An 18,807-nucleotide genomic window follows, 5' to 3' on the forward strand; every position below is an offset into this window, starting at 1 on the left:
ACCTTTATGCATCTAAATGATTTTCTAGACAAAATGATCGTTGAGAAGGCGTCGGATTTGTTTGTAACCGCTGGTATGCCGGTGGCTGCAAAGATAAACGGCGAATTATTGCCAATTGATGAAAACCCGCTAACGGATGCGGGTTCACTTAAATTGGTTTTGTCAGCGATGAATGATAAACAGCAGCAAGAGTTTATGAATAGCAAAGAATGTAACTTTGCTATTTCAAACGATTCAGGCCGTTTCCGTGTGTCCGCATTTTGGCAGCGAGACTGCGCTGGGATGGTGGTGCGGCGCATTGTTACCGACATACCGCATGTTGATGAACTGGGCCTGCCGCCCATCATGAAAGAAGTGATCATGTCCAAGCGGGGCCTGGTGCTGTTTGTTGGTGGTACCGGCACAGGTAAATCAACCTCGTTGGCGGCTTTATTAGGGTATCGCAACAGAAATGCTAAAGGCCATATTCTCACCATTGAAGACCCCATTGAATTTGTGCACGACCACCATAAGAGTTTAATTACTCAACGTGAAGTGGGTATCGACACCGAGTCGTTTGAAGCCGCGCTGAAAAGCTCGTTGCGTCAGGCGCCCGATGTTATTTTGATTGGTGAAATTCGTAGCCAGGACACCATGGAATACGCGTTGTCATTCGCCGAAACCGGCCATTTATGTATTGCAACCTTGCACGCCAACAATGCCAACCAAGCGATTGACCGTATTATGCATTTGGTCCCCAAGGAAATGCACCAGAAGCTGTTGTTCGATTTATCATTAAACTTGCGCGGTATTGTGGCGCAGCAATTGGTGCCAACTGCAGATGGTTTCGGTCGCGTTGCGGCTATAGAGGTGCTGCTTAACTCACCATTGATTGCCGACTTAATCGCCCGCGGTGAAATGGGTGAAATTAAAGCGGTAATGAGCAAATCGCGTGAGTTGGGTATGCAAACCTTCGACCAGGCGTTGTATGACTTATACCAGCTTGGACGTATAAGCTACGCTGATGCATTGCACCATGCCGATTCACCTAATGATTTACGTCTGATGATTAAACTGCGCAGTGGTGACACCAAAGGCGCAGGTTTCTTGTCGGGTGTAACCATCGAAGGGCTTGAAAAAGAAGACGATTAAGCATCTATCACATAGCGCGAGGCCGGTATGAGTATTGCCAATATAATGACCCGCCGTAACAGGTTAGTTACCACTCTTGCCGATGCAAGTCTGGCCACGCTGCATGATGTTTTTGCAAAATCCCGTTTTCAACATGTACCAGTCATTGACAGTAGTAATCGCCTCATCGGTATTGTGTCGGTTAAAGACTATTTTCGGGTATTAAGCCCCGTGATGGACTCGGCAACCGACCCTGCTATTGGTATATTTATCCGCAGTCGCAAAGTACATCAGGTTATGGTGTCGCCGGTTATTACCGGTACTGAAACCACGTCGGTAAAGCAGGCCGCGGCACTGCTACTCAAACACAATATCGGTTGTCTACCTGTCATTGATGAACAAAAACACTTACTGGGGCTCGTGTCCTGGAAGGACATTATGCGTGCTGCGCTAGGCAAATCAGGCTCAGGAACATAGTTGGCCAAGTAGCAGCACATACCTTAAACCTGCAACAATTAATTCTTTCTTACGCCATGCGCTTCCAAGGCGCAAAACCTCGCAGATTCGTTTTGGCTGCCGTTAAGCAAGCCGCCTGGCGGGTTTTCAGCAAATACATAAGCTTATAGCGGACTCTGTGACGCTATGCTGACTTTTCTGTCGAAGGCTCATGAAGGAGTTACTGGGAACGCTATTTAATTAACGATAATAAGCAATATAATTTACTATTTAATAAACTAATTGTTTTTTCTTTCCTTTATTGTTTAAGGGCCATATGAATATAAGTGTCAAATATCTTTACGGGTTATTAAGGAGATTGCCACTAATTAACTTAACTGCCTGTATTATAAGATTTTAATTCTAGGCATGCTTTTTGCTTTGGATTAAACCAACTAAAACTTTCCAAATATCAAAGGAAAGAAGTTAAAAAGGAATATTAAATGAAGTTTAAGGTTTTTTTTAAAGCCGCTTTTGTCGGTCTGATTTTATCGGTAAGCGGTTTTGCTAAAGCTGGTCTCATTATCGATATTTACGATAATGGTAGCGGGTTAACAGAAATAAAATTAAGTGGGTCTGATTTAGCCCTTGCGGGGTCACAAAATATTACCAACGGTTTTTGGCTTAATGATATCAGTTTACTCAACATAGGGACTTCTGCTAGTACATTCACGATACTTGAGTCTTTGTCTTTTTTTACAACGACAGATGGAATTAACACTAATTTATCTGATGTATATACTTCAATAAACAGCTCTTGCTGTGCATTTGGATTTAGGATGGCTGATGGTGTTTTTAGTGTATCAGCTGGCGACATAATATCGTTATCAGGCCGTTTGTTAGTTAATAAGCTATTTACGGATTGGAAGGCGGGAACCTATCAATACACAAGTTACTCGGCATACAACGATAATTCCAGCCGTACTTTTTTGCGTGATGGTTTGACTGTTAACATTGGTAATGTGTCGCAGGTACCTGAGCCGTCAACACTAGCTATATTAGCTTTGAGCCTGATTGGTTTAGCATCACGTCGGTTTAAAAAAAGATTTTAATCTAGCTTCAGTACGTCGCTTAGAAAAACACCAATTGTCATGATTGGTGTTTTTTTTCGTCTGATGTTTGTACACGTGAGAATGTCTATAAATGTTAAGGCTTTATTTTGTAATGCTGAAAAGCGCCTTTCAACATTAGAGTAACCAAAGTAAGCAGCTAAGCTCGTTTATTCCTTGTTTGATGTCGTGCGAATTACACTGAGTGCAGCAGTTTGCCGGTTGTCAGGCCCTTGCAGCTATAATGCCTTTTTGTCCAATGAACCACACAGTATTTTTACTGAAGGCCGCTGTAACGGCTGTGGTTTTCCGCTGGGTGAGCGAAATGAAGTGCTGCTAAATAGCATTACTAAATTAAAAAATGGCGTGGGTTATTTTTCTAATACACGCCCACGCATTTACTATTACTCGGCTGCGTTGTTGGAGCAGTTAACAAACCTGTTTGGTGCGGTGTTTAGCACCCGGCCTATTTTATACAAAGGTGAGCCAACCGACTATGTCGAAATTCTCAATGCCCCTGATGTGCATTATCAGTTGCACAAGGGCGTTAAAGCAGATTCTAAGCTGAAAACAACCTTTAAATGCCAGCAATGCCACCGGGCGTCGTTTGCAAATAGGGGAAAGCAAGCACTAGCTGTTGAAGCGTTAAAACCCAATAGCGTAAATTTTGTGCGTTCAGATGCGCTAGATACGTTATCCTTGGTTTTGGACTCAAAAGCCGTGCAGCAGATAAATCAAAAATTACGGTTGCACCGGTTTTCAGCTGTACCTGTGCAGGTAATGCCAGAGGAACAGCTGTACATACCCACCGACTTACCGGAAGTGGAGCATATTAACTGGCGCTGAGCGGCAGAGATGTTAAAAAGCCCGGCAAGATTATCAATAAAGCGCTGCTGTATGGTTGCCCCCAACAGCAGTCGTTGCCAAAGGCTCAGAACAATGGATTTCTGTAAGGGGTAAAATTTGAGCCTTACGCTCAGGTAATTGCCGAAACCAACGATAATGGCCAGGCGATAAAAACCTACCTGTACGGCGATGATTTAATCAGCCAGAGCAGCGGCGGGCAAACGCACCGCTTCCACTACGACGGTTTAGGCTCCACCCGGTTACTTAGTGATGCAGCAGGTAATGTCAGCGACAGTTATAGCTACGCCGCCTTTGGGGAGCTGCTTAATTCAACCGGCGACACAGATAATAACTATCTGTTTACCGGTGAGCAATTCGACGACAGCCTGGATAACTACTACCTGCGGGCCCGCTACTACAACCCGGACATAGGCCGCTTTACCCGCCAGGACGAGTGGCAGGGGCGCGATGGCGAGCCGGTAACGCTGAATAAGTAACTGTATACCCATGCGGATCCTGTGAACAATCTTGATCCCTCTGGAAACACTACCTTAGCCGGTGTAATGAGCGCAATCAATATTCAGATCAGTCTGAGGATTGTCAATACAAGTCATAAAGTAAACCAAGTTAGACGAACTGCAGCGAGACTATGTAATATCTGTGCAAAGCTGGCCAAGAGAGCAAATGATGAGGGGGAATTGCTGTTAAAGTTTAGCTACCGTAGTGTAGGTAAAGCTACGGGAGGTACGAAATATCATGCACATCACGTTATTCAAGACGCTGCGATGAGAGTGAAATTTGATACTACTTACCGAAAAGCACTAGGGTTAGCTGTGCCTTTATTTGGTAACTCGTATGGTGGAGGAGCAAAAAAGGGAAGTCCTCATTATAATGCAAATCAAGCTCAAAAAGGGAGCGTAGGAAAAAATCCTGTCCATGTTGCTTACAGTGCCTTAACCGCTGCTGGTTGCCGCAGTAGTGATGCTAGAGAAATCGTTCAAATGTTCGAAGTTGCATACAAACTTGAAGGTTGGTTGTAGACAATGGTCTTTTCAGAACTTTACAGAAAAAAGCTACAAAACCTTTCGTTTGAAATTTGGGTAAAAGATGTGAATAGAGCCTTCTCCGAGGTTTCTGGAGAAGATGGTCTTAGTGATATTGTCTATTTATTTTTACTAATTGACTGTGACACAGATACCGCAATTTTTGAAAAGATTAGAAAGGGACTCGGATTGCTTCGTGATCATCAAAAAAATTTTATTTTTGATGAGTTGACTGATTCTGTTAGTGAGCTGGATATTGAAGCATTTTTAAACTGTGTAGTTAGGCAGGACTTTGTTTTGGCAGTGGGATTGTTCCGAAATTTTTTATATAGTGAAAAAGTTTCGGTCATTGATAAATTTATACTATATGGTGAACTGGTAAGCGAGTTGGATAATGCTGAATGTTTTTATATTTTTACAAATAATATTATTGATATAGCAGCTTCGGTATTGTCCAATGATTTATCTGTTAAAGGTGAAGTTCGTTTTGCTGTTAGAATACTCAAAATGATAATTAGAGATGTAGGTAAATATAAGGATGAATCTCAGGAGGTACTTGATGCACTGTATGTGCAGAATGAGGTTTGGAAAATGTATTACGAAGAAGAAATTTCGCACAGAAAAAAAGTTCTCACAGAAAGCTTTAATTTGAAAGTGAATAACGCAATTAAGATCGGGGATTACGAAAAAGTTATAAAGTTAATTGGCCCTTATGAAAGCGAGATTTCTGGATTGCTAAAGAAGAAGCTTATGTTTTGCAGGAAAAGGCTAGCGAATAAATGAGCTATGTTGAAAAAAATAAGCATAAATTCTTGTAAGGTGATGCAATGAGCAACAAAAACGTCTACGTAGTTAATTGGTTGCACCATGATGATGCTCATGTGCTTTGGCTGGAAAAACAGCCGGAAATTCAGGCTGAAAGTAATGAGCTTGAAGCAGCGAAAGATTGCTTGTGTGAGCTAATTTGTGACCACCTGGGGGATAGTGAAGCCTGTTTAGAACTAAAACCGGTTAATTACCTGGACTTGGCAGAATGGTATGCGTTAAGGCCCATCGAACAAGCCGGTTTGTCCAATGAGCCGCACAGTATTTTTACTAAAGGCCGCTGTAACGGCTGTGGTTATCCGCTGGGTGAGCGAAATGAAGTGCTGCTAAATAGCGCGAATAAATTAAAAAATGGTGTGGGTTTTTTTTCTAATACACGTCCGTATATTAATTATTACTCCGAAGCACTTCTGACACAGTTAACAAACCTGTTTGGCACAGTGTTTAACACCCGGCCTATTTTATATAAAGGTGAGCCAACCGGCTATGTTGAAATTCTCAATGCCCCTGACGTTCACTACCAGTTGCACAAGGGGGTTAAAGCCGATTCTAAGCTAAGAACAACCTTTAAATGCCGGCAATGCCACCGGGCGTCGTTTGCAAATAGTGAAGAGGAAGCGCTAGCTGTTGAAGCGTTAAAACCCAATAGCGTAAATTTTGTGCGTTTAAGTGCATTAAACACATTAATGCTGGTTTTGGACTCAAAAGCCGTGCAGCAGATAAATCAAAAATTACGGTTGCATCGGTTTTCAGCTGTACCTGTCCAGGTAATGCCAGAGGAACAGCTATACATACCCACCGACTTACCGGAAGTGGAGCATATTAACTGGCGCTGAGCGGCAGAGATGTTGAAAAGCCCGGCAAGATTATCAATAAAGCGCTGCTGTATGGTTGCCCCCAACAGCAGTCGTTGCCAAAGGCTCAGAACAATGGATTTCTGTAAGGGGTAAAATTTGAGCCTTACGCTCAGGTAATTGCCGAAACCAACGATAATGGCCAGGCGCTAAAAACCTACCTGTACGGCGCTGATTTAATCAGCCAGAGTAGTTCAGGGCAAACGCATAGCTTCCACTACGACGGTTTAGGCTCCACCCGGTTACTTAGTGATGCAGCAGGTAATGTCAGCGACAGTTATAGCTACGCCGCCTTTGGAGAGCTGCTAAGTTCAAACGGCGACACAGATAATAACTATCTGTTTACCGGTGAGCAATTCGACGACAGCCTGGATAACTACTACCTGCGGGCCCGCTACTACAACCCGGAAGTTGGCCGCTTTACCCGCCAGGATGAGTGGTTAGGGCGTGATGGCGAGCCGGTAACGCTGAATAAGTACTTGTATACGCATGCTGATCCGGTTAATGGTACTGATCCAAGCGGTTATCAGAATTTGATTTCAGCCGGGATCGCCAACTCGATTAATACTGCGTTGGCGGGGGGCAGAGCGGTGAACTTTAGGCTCTTTCTCCGGGAGGCGACTAATGGTGCACTTTGTTTAATGCTTCAAGAAGCGACTGAGTATGCTATTGGGGAAGCGTTTAGTGGGGTTTATATATTCGAAGATAGTAATGAGAAGAAACCCTACGTGGGTCGGTCTGGCAACTACCGCAAGCGCAAAAGCCAGCATGACGCGTTAAACCGAATTAAACGGGAAATTGCTAAGGTTGAAGTGGTGATAGATAACGTATATAAAAAATTTGGCTTCTCGGATAAAACAAAATCTGCAGTTAATCAGCTGCGGTTAGTTGAGCAGTGGTTTATTGAGTATATTAAGTACGATAATACAGCTAATGCCAGAAGGGAAGTTGCCGATTCGCCGAGAAGTATAAACAGTAAACAGTTAAGAAAGCTGTTAAAAGGTAATATCGATTTCTGTGATGATAAGGTGAAATTATGAAAGAGCTGTCATTTGAAAATGACATTAATCAGCGCGATATTGTTTACTGGGAGCATCGGAGCTTGTGCCGGCTGTACAATAAGATAACGCCTGAATCTATTGAAATAATGCATCGCCTGGAATTTGATGAACTTAGTTTTGAAAACGGAGTTTGGGACGATTTAAGTTTTTTGCAGGCATTTAATGGCAAGATACAAAAAATCAGTATCAATACAAGTGAGGTGGACTGGCAAGGCTTGCGCCATTGCGATTTGGTTGAGCAGCTTATTTTCCCAGACGTTATGAAAAATACCATCGATTTCTCAATATTCAAAAATCTTAAACGTCTTTGGATTGATGGCCGGGAAAAAAATATAGAGCAAGTTCTGTCTTTAACCAGCTTGCAGGACTTAAGAATTGCTAACTGGCAGGGAAGCGATTTATCTGCGCTTCGGCAGCTAACGAATCTGGTATGCCTGGAGCTGGTCGATGCAAGAAAGCTGCAAAGCCTAGATGGCATTGCTGCTTTGACGCAATTACAAATGTTCAAACTACGGTTTTGTGCAAAATTAGTCGATATTGCCGCGTTAACGACGTTACATGACTTGAAAATGTTTAGTGTCGAGAGCTGCAAAAAAATTGAGTTTGCGGCAGATTATTCGATGTTTACCTCCTTAAAGTATTTGAGCTTGTGGGGGCAAAAGCAATTGTCATCGTTACTGCCATTTAGCCAATGCCACACGTTAGAAATTTTAAAAGTCAGTGATGTGCGGGTATTGGATGGGAAGGTTGCCTTTATTCAAACTTTCCCCAATTTAAAGAAACTTATTCTGCAACAGAAAAAAGACTATGACGCAGACCTAAGCGCATTTGAACAATCATTAGAGGCGAAGTTTGGTGATTATATAATTCAGGAAAAGCACTTTCAGCAGGGTTAATAAAGGCAGCTTACCTAACAGAGTACACGTCGCCAGGCTGGATATAATTTAATAACGAATAAGGAGATAACCTATGGGCGCATGGTCAGCAGAGCCATTTGGTAACGATACCGCCTGTGATTGGGCAAGTGAGTTGGAAGACAGCCAAGGGTTGTCGGCAGTTAATAAGGCGCTGCAAGCGGTACTGGAGTGCGATGATTATATCGATGCCGATATCGGTGAAGAGGCACTGGCGGCGGTGGAAGTGATTGCCAAACTGCTGGGTAAAGGCACGCAAAACGATGCTTATACCGAAGACGTTGATGCGTGGGTAGCAGCACAAACAGAACAGCCAGATGCCAGTGTTATTACCAATGCAAAACAGGTGCTTAAGCGGCTGTCATCAGATGAGTCTGAGTTGATGGAGCTTTGGGAAGATGATGATGATTTTACTGACAGCCTTAACCTATTAGCCCAGCAAATAAGCTGAAGCATTAGTTATAACCTTTTTTAGTATCTATACCTGATTAAATGGCCAGAAAAGACGAATTCTGGCCATGATTAGCCAGCCTTTTCCCTCAGCTTTCACTACGACGGCTTAGGCTCTACCCGGTTACTTAGTGACGACAGCGGTAATGTCAGCGACCAATACCGCTTCGCCGCCTTTGGAGAGCTGCTAAGTACAAACGGCGACACGGATAATAACTATCTGTTTACCGGTGAGCAATTCGACGACAGCCTAGATAACTACTACCTGCGTGCCCGCTACTACAACCCGGACATAGGCCGCTTTACCCGCCAGGATGAGTGGTTAGGGCGGGATGGCGAGCCGGTAACGCTGAATAAGTATTTGTATACCCATGCGGATCCGGTTAATGGCTTTGACCCATCTGACTTTATGACGTTGTCAGAGCTGGGGACAACACTAAACATATCTGCTAGGCATACTCTATCGTGGGCTGGAAATTATAGAATACTCATAAAAAAAACCGGTTGCGTGGTGATTAAATCAATTGTAGAAGAGGTGGTTACGCATGGTGTGTATGTTTTCTTGGACGAACTTGCGGACAATAAACCCTATGTTGGGAAGTCCAAGAGAGACTTAGATAAACGAATAAAGGAACATGCGAAATCAGGTAGCAGAAGAGCAAGCCTAATTGTGTCTAAAATTAATGTTAAAGGAAGTAAGGATGATGTGCAGGTTATTGAGCAGTTAATATATGATTTGTTGGCTGGTGATAATGCTGACTCGCTATCTAATACTAACAGACCTTTAAGTAAGACAAGGGCATCTAAACATAAGCTTAGGCAAAAGTTAGCCACACTCAAAATTTGCAGCAAATAGGTTTTATATGTCTCAGACTAAATGCAATGTTATTGGTAGTAGACTTTACTTGGCGGGTTCATTTTCAAAAGAAATAGAACATGCTCTGAAAAATAATAGAGTCACAGAGCTCGAGTTTCTTGAAGACTGGAGTGACTTTTCTTGTTTTGATGGATTAGTTAACGAAATAGAATATATTAAATTATGCGGGGCGTCAGAAAGTGGCAAAATTAGTGCTGTTGATAACATTGGTGTTTTCATTAAATTGAAAAAGCTTGTGATGTTGTCGAAGGTGAAAAAAGATTTTGATTTGTCTGTGCTCCATAATTTAGAAATGATAGATGCAATATGGCAAGCGAAGCTATCTACCGCACTAAAATGTAATAATCTTAATAAGTTAATTATTCATTCTGTTGGTTCGGATTTTGTTAACTATTTTGGTCAATGTAGCCATGTTGAATATCTCTGGTTATCAAAGCCAAAAATAGATGACTTAAGTTGTTTGAAATACTTTCCAGGGCTTACAACTTTGCGCATCACTGATGCTCATAAAATAGAGACTGTTGACGGGATAGCTTATTGTAAAAGCCTGAGGAAGCTGGATGTTGAAAATGCTAAATTACTGCATGATATTGGTGAAGTGATTCAATTGCAGAATCTTAGTAATTTACGTCTTATTAAGCTTTCAGAAAATCTTGATATCTCGATAGTTAAAAGCTGTTCAGCTATTGAAACATTGTATGTAGGCGGCCCAAATGCGCCAGTGCTAAATTGGACAGTGTTATTAAAAAATCTTCCATTAAAAAAAGTAATTGGATGGTGGAATCCTTTGGATGCTCCAAAAGATGAGCTACTCAGTGCCCTAGGTTCCGGTAAAACGCCAAGTAGGTTTGATGTAGTAGGAGGAAAGGGAAGGCAGCTCCTTACTATTGAATTTTCATAGTTTATTGGGCCAGTTATAGGTGTAGGAAAAAGTGGTCATATTTGCGCTCAATAGAATAGCTTTTGCAGCTTGTTTAATACTGAACTTATTCGCGTGTAGTGATACAGATCTTGTCAGGAAAAAGGAAAACATTACTGTGCTTTTAACTGAAAAAAACTCGGGATACCAGCGAGGGACCGAGCAATGGTTAGGCTTTTTAAAATGCTGGCAAGCAACGGGGGAGGCAGAGTTAATTCGCTTTGAAGGCAATACTGTGAATGAGAAAATAAAGCCTTCGGCCGGTGTTAGCTTACCCAATTCAGTTAAGGATTTTTACCAGGCTTATGCCCTGCTGAGTGGGCAGTTTGTTGAGCCGCAGAGTGATGAGGTAGGCCTGTTCCAACCGGAAAATATAGTTACTCTGGTTGAATATTCCGCCGACTTACAGACCGCGTTGCAGGCTTGGCCTGCAACCTCTGACGATGAAGCTTACTATACTTATGGTGTTGAGCAAGACACGGCAACTAGCCGCACAAGTAATTACGCTGGAGCTTTAGTACTTGGCCGGTTCGGTCAATTCCCCGAAGAAATTATTCTGCTGTATCCAAACAGCCTTACTGCTGATGGCGAGTATGAAACTGCAATTTTATCGCATGCTTATGAGTTTCGAACGCCGTCATTTGCTGAAATGATGCGTCAGCTTAGTATTCTGGAGACAGAGAAAAAAGATCTAATGCCGCCTTATTCCTACCAGGAAAGCCTAAATTACTGTTCGGCTTTGTTGGCGTTGAGGGATGTTTGGTGGAAGTAACCGCTAACTGCAGAATGACGGATAAATACCAACATCGTTGTTCAAAAAGGGAATGTTAAACAGTTAATTCAATGGATTTAAAATGAAAAGAGAAAAAGCTTTCGAAATACTAAATATTATGGAAGATGAAACTACATTTTCATTATCGAATTTTATTCCATCTTATGCTGTTCTTAAGGTTTTTCTTCAGCAGCACATTGCAGAGAATGCTCTGGAGGCAAAGCTAAGCTTTCCGTTTGATGAACAGCTGTACCGTGAAGTTACTGATTTATTGGTGGCCGGGGAAATTGGCCGGCGTTTTGAGCAGGTTGCTGTTCCAGCTTATGTTGATACGCCGTTAAAGTGGGAAGCCTGGGTATGCAATAAAAAATATGCAGTCCCTTATGAAGAGTACTTAAAACTTATCGAGACTGAAAACGATGCATTACTAAAGCTGAATGCTGCTTTGGATGGCGCGGAAGATGAAGTCTCTGCTTTGAATTTAGCCTATTTGGATAGCGCGCAGCAAAGTGCTGACTTTTTTAATAAATACAGTAAGTCCTAACAGGTGGCTGTTGTCAGCTAAAATGCGAAAACGGCTATTTATCTAAGGAGTAAAACATGCCAGGTGGCGGTGCTAAGCTGTGTTATGCCTTAACCTGCGCGCTGGTAGCGTTTGTGTAAAATGGCTACCCGCTCAACGTAGGCTTTGGTTTCAGCGAAGGGGGGGATGCCGTTATATTTTTTCACATTACTGGCACCGGCGTTGTAAGCCGCCAGGGCGAGTGTTAAGTCGCCATTGTGCTGTTTTAATAAATTTGCCAGGTAGCGGCTGCCACCGGCAATGTTTTGTTCTGGCAAGGTGGCATCGTCAACCCCCAATTGCGTGGCCGTTTCTGGCATAAGTTGCATTAAGCCAATAGCGCCTTTGCGGGAAATAACGCTGGGGCGAAACGACGACTCGGCATGAATGACCGCACGAATAAGTGCCGGGTCTAACTTGTTTTCACTGGCGGCATTACTGATTAACCGATTATAAGGTCGCAGATACAGCGGGGTAGTGTGCCAGTTAACGGTTGATACCGGATCACAGGCAAAGCAGTCGTAGCGTTTAAGCTCAAATGGCCGGTTAATCGGTTGGCGATCTGAAAACGAGGCAGTGCCATTGGCGCTAACCGATTTATAGACCAAGGTTTGTGGCTGAACGTTTTTTATCGCCGGTGTCATGTTGGTTAGGGGCTTATCACCGGGAGACAGTTTTAGCTGTTTTTTAGCATCCGCTGGCGCATTGGCAAGTGCTACCGCACTTAACACGCTTAGGCATAGATAAAAAACACAATAGTTAACTCGGTGCACCTTTGCCAGATCCTTTATTTTGCAGGATCGCAAGTAAAGCACTAAGTTAGCAAAATCTCAAGTACAGAGCGCGAGTGGCTTTGCTAGGGCGATTTGTCCCGGTGTAGTTTTCGGTTGATCCAGATAAGCACTGCAGCAACCATTAGCACCACAACAGGAACACTGATACTTTGCCACTGCTCGGCATTTACCTGTGGCAGCCAGTAACTTAACGCCTTTATCGCTTTGTCACTTAGCTGTACCGCATAGTAACTAATAGCTACCAATGATAAACCTTCTACCATCTGCTGCATATTCAGCTGCAATTTGGCCCTTTTATCCATTGATGCCAGTAATTGTTGGTTTTGCTGCTCCAATTTTAAGTTAATACGGGTGCGTAGCAGTTCAGTTGAGCGGCCTAAACGGCCTGACAGTGCATTTTGACGATACACCACAGATTCACTGGTGCGAAACGCTGGTGTCAGGCGTCGCTCGGTAAAATCCTGCAGCGACAACAAGCCTTCTATTGGGGTTTCATTCAGGCTTTTTATCCGGTCTAACGTTAACTGATAGTACGCCGCCGTGGCTTGCAGGCGCGAACTGGTATCGGCAATAAGATGCTCGGTTTGTGCCGCCATGGTGGTTATTTCATTGAGCAAATGTTCGTCGTCATTGCGTTTATGCTCAATACGCTGGGTAATGTCAGACAACTGCTTTTCCAGTAAGCTAAGTTTACTCAGTGCCTGGCGTGATAGCGGCCAGCCTAATAGCGATAATTTGCGATAGTTACCCAAGTCGAGCAGCTGCTGTACTAAACGCCCCAATGCTGCCGGGCTTAAGCCTTGATCCAGCAGCACCATGCGGCCGGCACCTTCGGCATGTTTTTGAAAATCGGTCCAGATCCGGGCTTTTTGCCCAGCCAGTAAACTGCTAATACAGTTGTCAGGATTGAACAGGGTGTCAATGTTGCCATAGGTGGTTAACTGCGACGGGGTGATAATGCTTAGTTGCACAATACGAAAAATTTGGCCTGGGATATCATCAAACCAGGTTTTAGCAGGCAAGAAATCGGCTGGATCATCAAATAACTGTTTTTCACTGCCGCTTTGCATAAAGATATAGCTGGAAAACTCGCCGTGCTTTTCAAAACGTAAACTGCCGCCAAACAGTGGCAGGTTGATATCATGGTCGGTTTCACTGAAATGGCTGCCTTGCTGGCTAGCCAGTTGTTGTATAAAGCTAAGTTCGCTGCTGCGCGATGCCGGTGATACGGTCAGCATAAACTGGCACAGCCGACACGGAGCCGTGAGCGCCGGGAATGTTCGTTGTTGCAGTTCTTTATCCAGAACATCACGCAGTGGATGGCTGCGGTTATGTAGTCCGGTCATACCAATGCTCCTTAGTGTGAGAAGGAAAATAGCGAATGAGCACACATGCCGTTAACGTTAATAAAGCAGATAGTGTGCCACTAGCTTGAAAAATGCCGGTAGCATGAACCCGCAAATGGCACTTTGCGCTTAACCTATTGCTACATAATGATGTTGTTTTGACAACTTCGTGTTTTTGCAAGCAGGGTGGAGCCAAACCACGCTGAGCTTTGCCCTGTAATAAGGCACAAACGCCGCATCCTGGGGCATCATGACGTGCCTTTTGCAGCAGTTGCGGGCTACAATATCTTTTCTAAGCGTGGTGCTTTTCCTGTCAGGTTTTTCTATGTCTATTTCGGTTAATCGTGCGTTGCTGGTGGCTATTGTCAGTGTGGTACTGGCAATGATCACTATTCAGTCTGGTGCTTCAATTGCAAAACAGTTGTTTCCATTAGTTGGGCCAGAGGGCACTACCGCGCTGCGCCTGGGCTTTTCTGCTGTAGTGCTATGGCTGGTATTTCGCCCCTGGCGCAGCCTGCCATCAGGACGGCGCGACTGGCTGGCGGTTATTACCTATGGTATTTGCCTGGGTGGCATGAATATTTTGTTTTACTTAGCTATTGAGCGCATTCCGCTGGGTATTGGTGTCGCGCTGGAATTTACCGGACCCTTAGCTGTGGCACTGTTTTCATCGCGGCGTAAGCGTGATCTTGTTTGGGTCGCCTGTGCCCTTGCCGGTATTTTACTGTTATTGCCGGACATGCATGGCGTAGATGCGTTGGATCCGGTTGGGGTGGTTTTAGCATTAGCCGCAGGTGCCTGCTGGGCCGGTTATATATTATTTGGTAAAAAAACCAATGCTAAAGGCTCTGGCGGTATTACGGTAGCGCTGGGCATGACAGTGGCAGCGGCGTTTTTGGTACCTATTGGTGCCATAAGCCAGGGTATGGCGTTATTAAGCTGGGACGTATTACCACTTGGGCTATTGGTTGGTGTGTTATCCAGTGCCTTGCCCTATTCGCTGGAGATGGTAGCGCTTAGAAACATGACATCGCAAAATTTTAGCGTGTTTATGAGTGTGGAACCGGCAATTGCCGCGCTGGCGGGTTTTGTTCTTTTGGCTGAGTTATTAACGTTGTGGCAATGGCTGGCAATAGGCCTGGTTATTGTCGCGTCTGTAGGTAGCTCTTTAACATCGTCTCAGGCGGTAAAGCCTGAGACAGAATAAACCGCGTTATTTTGGCATTACTACAGAATCCAGCACGTGGATTACACCGTTACTGGTTTCTATGTCTGTGGCAATAACCTGAGCGCCGTTAACATAGACTTTGCCATCTTTAACGGTAATGGCCAGATCCTGACCTTGAACTGTTTTAGCTGAGGTTAAATTTACAACATCAGCTGCCATTACTTTACCGGCAACAACATGATAGGTAAGTACGTTAGTTAACGCTGCTTTGTCGGCAACTAACGCATTTAAATCGGCTGCCGGTATTTTTGCGAAAGCTGCATCATTTGGCGCGAACACGGTAAAGGGGCCTTCACTTTTCAGTGTTTCTACCAGCTCAGCTGCTTTTACTGCAGTAACCAAAGTGGTGAATGAACCAGCCGCAACAGCAGTATCAACAATGTCTGCTTTCATTTTGTGGTTATGGGCTTGGGCGGTAACCAGCAATGAACCTAGTAACAATGAACCGGTAATAAGCTGTGACAGTTTCATAATGTTTCCTTTTTTTAGTACAAAGTTAGACATAATTTACAGCTATAACAACGCAGGCTTTGCCAGGAAAGATCAGATTTAAATTTTTACTTTTTTGCCAAACCATATTGTTTTGCCAGCGTACGGCGAAAAACTTGATCCAGTTTGCTGCAGCTATGCCAATTTTTCGCTATATCTATGGGTGCCTATACAAATTTCATTGAAGGAGCCTTGCATGACTATTCGCACTGTTGCTGAACTGATGACCGTTGATCCCTTGTGCGTTACCCGTGATGCCAGTTTAAAAGACGCCCATGATTTGATGCGTAGTAAGAATGTGCGGCATATTCCGGTAATAGACGAGAAAGGCGAGCTGGTGGGCATGCTGACGCAAAAGATTATGATAGCTAAGGTTATGGGGTTAATGGCGCAATTTGGTGCTACGGCGCTTGAGCGTAAAGAAAAACAGCAACTTATCACCGATTTAATGGCAACCGATTTTGCTGCGGTAACGCCCGATCAGTCGTTGAAAGACGTCGCCGGTTTTTTTGTTACGAACCGTCATGGTTGTATGCCGGTGGTGGATGAAAATAACAAGCTAATGGGGATTTTAACGTCATCAGATTTTGTCCGGCTGGCAGCAGAATTATTAGAAAAAACAAACTAGATAAGAGGCCTCAACTTAGTGAGAATCGGCTTGTTCTAAACAGACCGTTGACGGCATGGATGCCGGACAAATTCGTCTGGAGCGAATTTGAACAGCGAAGCTGGTCCGCAGGATTAACTTCATGGACGAAGTTTATAATCGAGCCAACAGGGATGTATTTACGGCGTGCCTGTGTGGACAAGCCGGTTCGAATCGGAGCTGTAATTAAAAAAGGGCCTTACGGCCCTTTTTGCGGATGGTTATTTAACACCCATTTCTTTTAACAGGTTCTCAGCGCCGTCCAGCTGCATTTGCCACAGCATAAAACGGTGATCTACCTGAATAGAGCGGGTATTGTTTGGGTTGTAATCCCAATCTGAAATTATAGAGTCTAGTGTGCCGTCAAAAGCTAAGCCCACAAGCTCAGCTTTGCTGTTTAATACCGCTGAACCAGAGTTACCCCCGGTAATATCCAGTGTGGCTAAAAAGTTTACCGGCACAGAGTTTAAGCTTTCTACCTTGTAAGGGCCGTACTGCTTGGCGTTAATGGCATCAAGCTGGCTTTGTGGTGCGTTAAACTCGCCCTCACCAGTGGCTTTAGCCGTTATACCGCGCAGAGTGGTGAACGGCGCCCAGGCATTACCGTCTTCGTTACCATGGCCCCGGCCTTTTACGTTACCGTAGGTTACCCGTAAAGTGCTGTTAGCATCGGGGTAAACGGCCTGGCCTTTAGACTGCATAAACGCAATTTTCGCGCGCATATAGCTGGCATAGGCCTGCTGAATTTTGCCTTCCAGTTCTTCCTCTTCAGCTTCACGCTTTAACGTCCATTTATGCAGTGCCACGGCAGCTTTTACAAAGCTATCGCTGCTTTGTGCAAACTGCTCAGGGGTCATTTCAAGCAGGGCATTACGGTTTTCTAACGTAGCAAGGCCCGAGTTGGCGTACCAACTGTCAATTAACGCCTTAAGTTGCTGCTCGTTCATGCCATCTTTAATGCCCATTACTTTATCAAACTCGGCATCACGCTGCTTTTTAGGCTGCGCGGCATAACGGCCAAGGTTGTATAAGTCCAACGCTTTTTCTACGCTAACGGCAAGGTTGCGTTCCATGCCAGCAACAAAGGCTTTATAGCGTGGTAAGTCGCGGCTTTGGTAACCCGCTTTACGCTGTGCATCTGGTTTGGTGGTCTCTTCTGACAGGCGATAAAGGGCGCTGGCAGCTATTAACAACCGTGGTTTTGCATTACCTAAAAGGTAGTCGCGACGGTCTTGTTGCTGGCGCTGTTTAAGCAGTTTTTCTATTGTTTTTAAATCATCCGCGTAGGCTTTTTTATTATCCCGGCTGCTGTTAACCCAAGCCGTTAATGCCACATGCTCCGCTGTTTTGCGTGCTAAAAAATCGCTGTCGGCAAAGCTATCCAGCATGCCCTGGCGGTTTTTCATGTAGTTATTTAAACCCGCCACACGGCTGGCATATTTAAGGTCGGCGTCTTTATCGTTGGCTGTTTCGCGGCCAATAATATCTAGCGTATTTTTAAAATGGCTTACCGTGTTAGGGTATGACCATTCAAAAGTTTCACTCACTTCACTGGGTAAACGGTGGCGGTTGGTGCGGCCGGGGTAACCCATGGCCATAACAAAATCACCTTCTTTGACGCCATCTTTAGCCAGGGTTAAGTGAAAATCTGGCTTGTAAGGTACGTTGTCAGCACTAAAGTCAGCCGATTTCCCTTCCGGGCTGACATAAGCGCGGTAGAAGCTGTAATCACCTGTATGGCGCGGCCACATCCAGTTGTCGGTGTCGCCACCAAACTTACCCACGCCTTCAGCCGGGGCATGTACTAAACGCACGTCTTTAATTTCCAGTTGTTTAATACGGTAGAACTCCAGGCTGCCGTAGTAAGCGGCCACGGTACAACGATAGCCTTCGTCTTTTTCGCATTCGGCTACTAACGCTTTTTGGTTCGCTTCGATGGCATCAATGCGCTTTTTACCGCTCAGTTTAGCCGTAGCCGCATCGATTACTTTGTCGCTAACGTTATCTACTGCTTTAGTGACAAAAATACGGCTACCTGGCGCAGCGGGTACTTCATCACTTAGTGTTTTAGCCAAAAAGCCATTGGCTAACAGGTCATTTTCTGGTGTGGAATTGTGAGCAATGCTGCCATAAGCGCAGTGATGATTGGTTGCAACTAAGCCATTGGGTGAAACAAAAGAAGCAGAGCAACCGCCTAAGCTGACAATAGCTGCGGCTGGAAATTCGGTTAGCTTGGTTAAATCTGCAGGGTCTAGCGCAAGACCGGCAGCTTTTAACTCGTTGGCAATTTCTGGCAATTGTTGCGGCATCCACATGCCTTCATCTGCCATGGCGAAACTGCTGGCCAAGGCCAGCATCAGAATAGATTTTCTCATAAGGACTCTTTTTATTTTTGTGTTGTAAGAAATGTTATACGTAATTAACACGCTATAGTCTTTGGCTGGCAATAGCTTGTCAATACACAGACAAAGCCTGTTACATTTTAATGTGGTAAATAAAAGACAAAAAGCGTTCTGTAGTGATTACA

General features: G+C 44.3%; 21 protein-coding genes and 1 pseudogene. 18 read left to right on the top strand and 4 right to left on the bottom strand.

The window, feature by feature from the left end; translation table 11 throughout:
- Nucleotides 1-6: 6 nt before the first annotated feature.
- From ORJ00_RS01275 to ORJ00_RS01345, 16 genes and pseudogenes are all read left to right on the top strand, one after another.
- Nucleotides 7-1,131 (top strand): PilT/PilU family type 4a pilus ATPase, encoded by a 1,125-nt coding sequence (locus ORJ00_RS01275; protein WP_027669614.1) that lies wholly within the window; start codon nucleotides 7-9, stop codon nucleotides 1,129-1,131.
- Between the two features lie 27 nt (nucleotides 1,132-1,158).
- Nucleotides 1,159-1,587: a CBS domain-containing protein gene (locus tag ORJ00_RS01280; RefSeq protein WP_027669613.1), complete on the top strand. Its 429-nt coding sequence runs from the start codon at nucleotides 1,159-1,161 to the stop codon at nucleotides 1,585-1,587.
- A 461-nt stretch (nucleotides 1,588-2,048) separates the two neighbouring features.
- On the top strand, nucleotides 2,049-2,657 hold the full coding sequence (locus tag ORJ00_RS01285; RefSeq protein WP_027669612.1) for a PEP-CTERM sorting domain-containing protein: 609 nt from the start codon (nucleotides 2,049-2,051) through the stop codon (nucleotides 2,655-2,657).
- Between the two features lie 219 nt (nucleotides 2,658-2,876).
- On the top strand, nucleotides 2,877-3,500 hold the full coding sequence (locus ORJ00_RS01290; RefSeq protein WP_306138741.1) for a hypothetical protein: 624 nt from the start codon (nucleotides 2,877-2,879) through the stop codon (nucleotides 3,498-3,500).
- Between the two features lie 197 nt (nucleotides 3,501-3,697).
- Complete coding sequence (locus ORJ00_RS19085) at nucleotides 3,698-3,997, top strand: RHS repeat-associated core domain-containing protein (RefSeq protein WP_502221306.1); 300 nt, start codon at nucleotides 3,698-3,700, stop codon at nucleotides 3,995-3,997.
- A gap of 66 nt (nucleotides 3,998-4,063) precedes the next feature.
- Nucleotides 4,064-4,540 carry a hypothetical protein gene (locus tag ORJ00_RS01300; RefSeq protein ID WP_306138744.1) on the top strand — a complete coding sequence of 159 codons (477 nt, stop codon included), beginning with the start codon at nucleotides 4,064-4,066 and terminating at the stop codon, nucleotides 4,538-4,540.
- Nucleotides 4,541-4,543: 3 nt separating this feature from the next.
- On the top strand, nucleotides 4,544-5,326 hold the full coding sequence (locus tag ORJ00_RS01305) for a hypothetical protein (protein WP_306138746.1): 783 nt from the start codon (nucleotides 4,544-4,546) through the stop codon (nucleotides 5,324-5,326).
- Nucleotides 5,327-5,370: 44 nt separating this feature from the next.
- Nucleotides 5,371-6,204: a hypothetical protein gene (locus ORJ00_RS01310; RefSeq protein WP_306138747.1), complete on the top strand. Its 834-nt coding sequence runs from the start codon at nucleotides 5,371-5,373 to the stop codon at nucleotides 6,202-6,204.
- A gap of 197 nt (nucleotides 6,205-6,401) precedes the next feature.
- Complete coding sequence (locus tag ORJ00_RS01315; protein WP_306138938.1) at nucleotides 6,402-7,262, top strand: RHS repeat-associated core domain-containing protein; 861 nt, start codon at nucleotides 6,402-6,404, stop codon at nucleotides 7,260-7,262.
- The gene (locus ORJ00_RS01320; protein ID WP_306138748.1) at nucleotides 7,259-8,179 is read left to right on the top strand and encodes a hypothetical protein; all 921 of its coding nucleotides are present in this window, start codon (nucleotides 7,259-7,261) and stop codon (nucleotides 8,177-8,179) included. The genes ORJ00_RS01315 and ORJ00_RS01320 overlap by 4 nt, the downstream gene beginning before the upstream one ends.
- Before the next feature lie 73 nt (nucleotides 8,180-8,252).
- Entirely contained in the window at nucleotides 8,253-8,648 is a 396-nt protein-coding gene (locus ORJ00_RS01325) for a DUF4259 domain-containing protein (protein ID WP_306138749.1), read from the top strand.
- A 180-nt stretch (nucleotides 8,649-8,828) separates the two neighbouring features.
- A pseudogene (locus ORJ00_RS18975) lies at nucleotides 8,829-9,038 on the top strand (RHS repeat-associated core domain-containing protein); the annotation flags it as partial.
- Nucleotides 9,039-9,056: 18 nt separating this feature from the next.
- Nucleotides 9,057-9,503, top strand: coding sequence for a GIY-YIG nuclease family protein (locus tag ORJ00_RS01330; protein WP_502221307.1), 447 nt, complete (start codon nucleotides 9,057-9,059; stop codon nucleotides 9,501-9,503).
- A gap of 7 nt (nucleotides 9,504-9,510) precedes the next feature.
- Entirely contained in the window at nucleotides 9,511-10,425 is a 915-nt protein-coding gene (locus ORJ00_RS01335; protein WP_306138751.1) for a leucine-rich repeat domain-containing protein, read from the top strand.
- A gap of 136 nt (nucleotides 10,426-10,561) precedes the next feature.
- Nucleotides 10,562-11,215 (top strand): hypothetical protein, encoded by a 654-nt coding sequence (locus tag ORJ00_RS01340; protein ID WP_306138752.1) that lies wholly within the window; start codon nucleotides 10,562-10,564, stop codon nucleotides 11,213-11,215.
- 82 nt (nucleotides 11,216-11,297) lie between these two features.
- Entirely contained in the window at nucleotides 11,298-11,759 is a 462-nt protein-coding gene (locus ORJ00_RS01345; RefSeq protein ID WP_306138753.1) for a hypothetical protein, read from the top strand.
- 89 nt (nucleotides 11,760-11,848) lie between these two features.
- Here ORJ00_RS01345 and ORJ00_RS01350 read toward each other — a convergent pair whose 3' ends face one another.
- Nucleotides 11,849-12,550 carry a lytic transglycosylase domain-containing protein gene (locus tag ORJ00_RS01350; protein WP_306138754.1) on the bottom strand — a complete coding sequence of 234 codons (702 nt, stop codon included), beginning with the start codon at nucleotides 12,548-12,550 and terminating at the stop codon, nucleotides 11,849-11,851.
- A gap of 83 nt (nucleotides 12,551-12,633) precedes the next feature.
- A complete protein-coding gene (locus tag ORJ00_RS01355; protein WP_027669611.1) occupies nucleotides 12,634-13,917 on the bottom strand; it encodes a DUF3422 family protein in 1,284 nt (427 codons plus the stop codon).
- 325 nt (nucleotides 13,918-14,242) lie between these two features.
- Between ORJ00_RS01355 and ORJ00_RS01360 the strand changes: the two genes are divergently transcribed.
- On the top strand, nucleotides 14,243-15,124 hold the full coding sequence (locus tag ORJ00_RS01360) for an EamA family transporter (RefSeq protein ID WP_306138755.1): 882 nt from the start codon (nucleotides 14,243-14,245) through the stop codon (nucleotides 15,122-15,124).
- A gap of 6 nt (nucleotides 15,125-15,130) precedes the next feature.
- On the opposite strand, the gene ORJ00_RS01365 is transcribed toward ORJ00_RS01360, so the two are convergent.
- Nucleotides 15,131-15,616: a fasciclin domain-containing protein gene (locus ORJ00_RS01365; RefSeq protein ID WP_305975519.1), complete on the bottom strand. Its 486-nt coding sequence runs from the start codon at nucleotides 15,614-15,616 to the stop codon at nucleotides 15,131-15,133.
- Between the two features lie 214 nt (nucleotides 15,617-15,830).
- Here ORJ00_RS01365 and ORJ00_RS01370 point away from each other — a divergent pair, with 214 nt between their 5' ends.
- Complete coding sequence (locus ORJ00_RS01370) at nucleotides 15,831-16,262, top strand: CBS domain-containing protein (RefSeq protein WP_306125243.1); 432 nt, start codon at nucleotides 15,831-15,833, stop codon at nucleotides 16,260-16,262.
- Between the two features lie 239 nt (nucleotides 16,263-16,501).
- On the opposite strand, the gene ORJ00_RS01375 is transcribed toward ORJ00_RS01370, so the two are convergent.
- Nucleotides 16,502-18,655 (bottom strand): S46 family peptidase, encoded by a 2,154-nt coding sequence (locus ORJ00_RS01375; RefSeq protein WP_027669608.1) that lies wholly within the window; start codon nucleotides 18,653-18,655, stop codon nucleotides 16,502-16,504.
- Nucleotides 18,656-18,807 lie beyond the last annotated feature (152 nt).

The sequence above is a fragment of the Rheinheimera baltica genome, assembly GCF_030731985.1.
Lineage (GTDB): Bacteria > Pseudomonadota > Gammaproteobacteria > Enterobacterales > Alteromonadaceae > Alishewanella > Alishewanella baltica.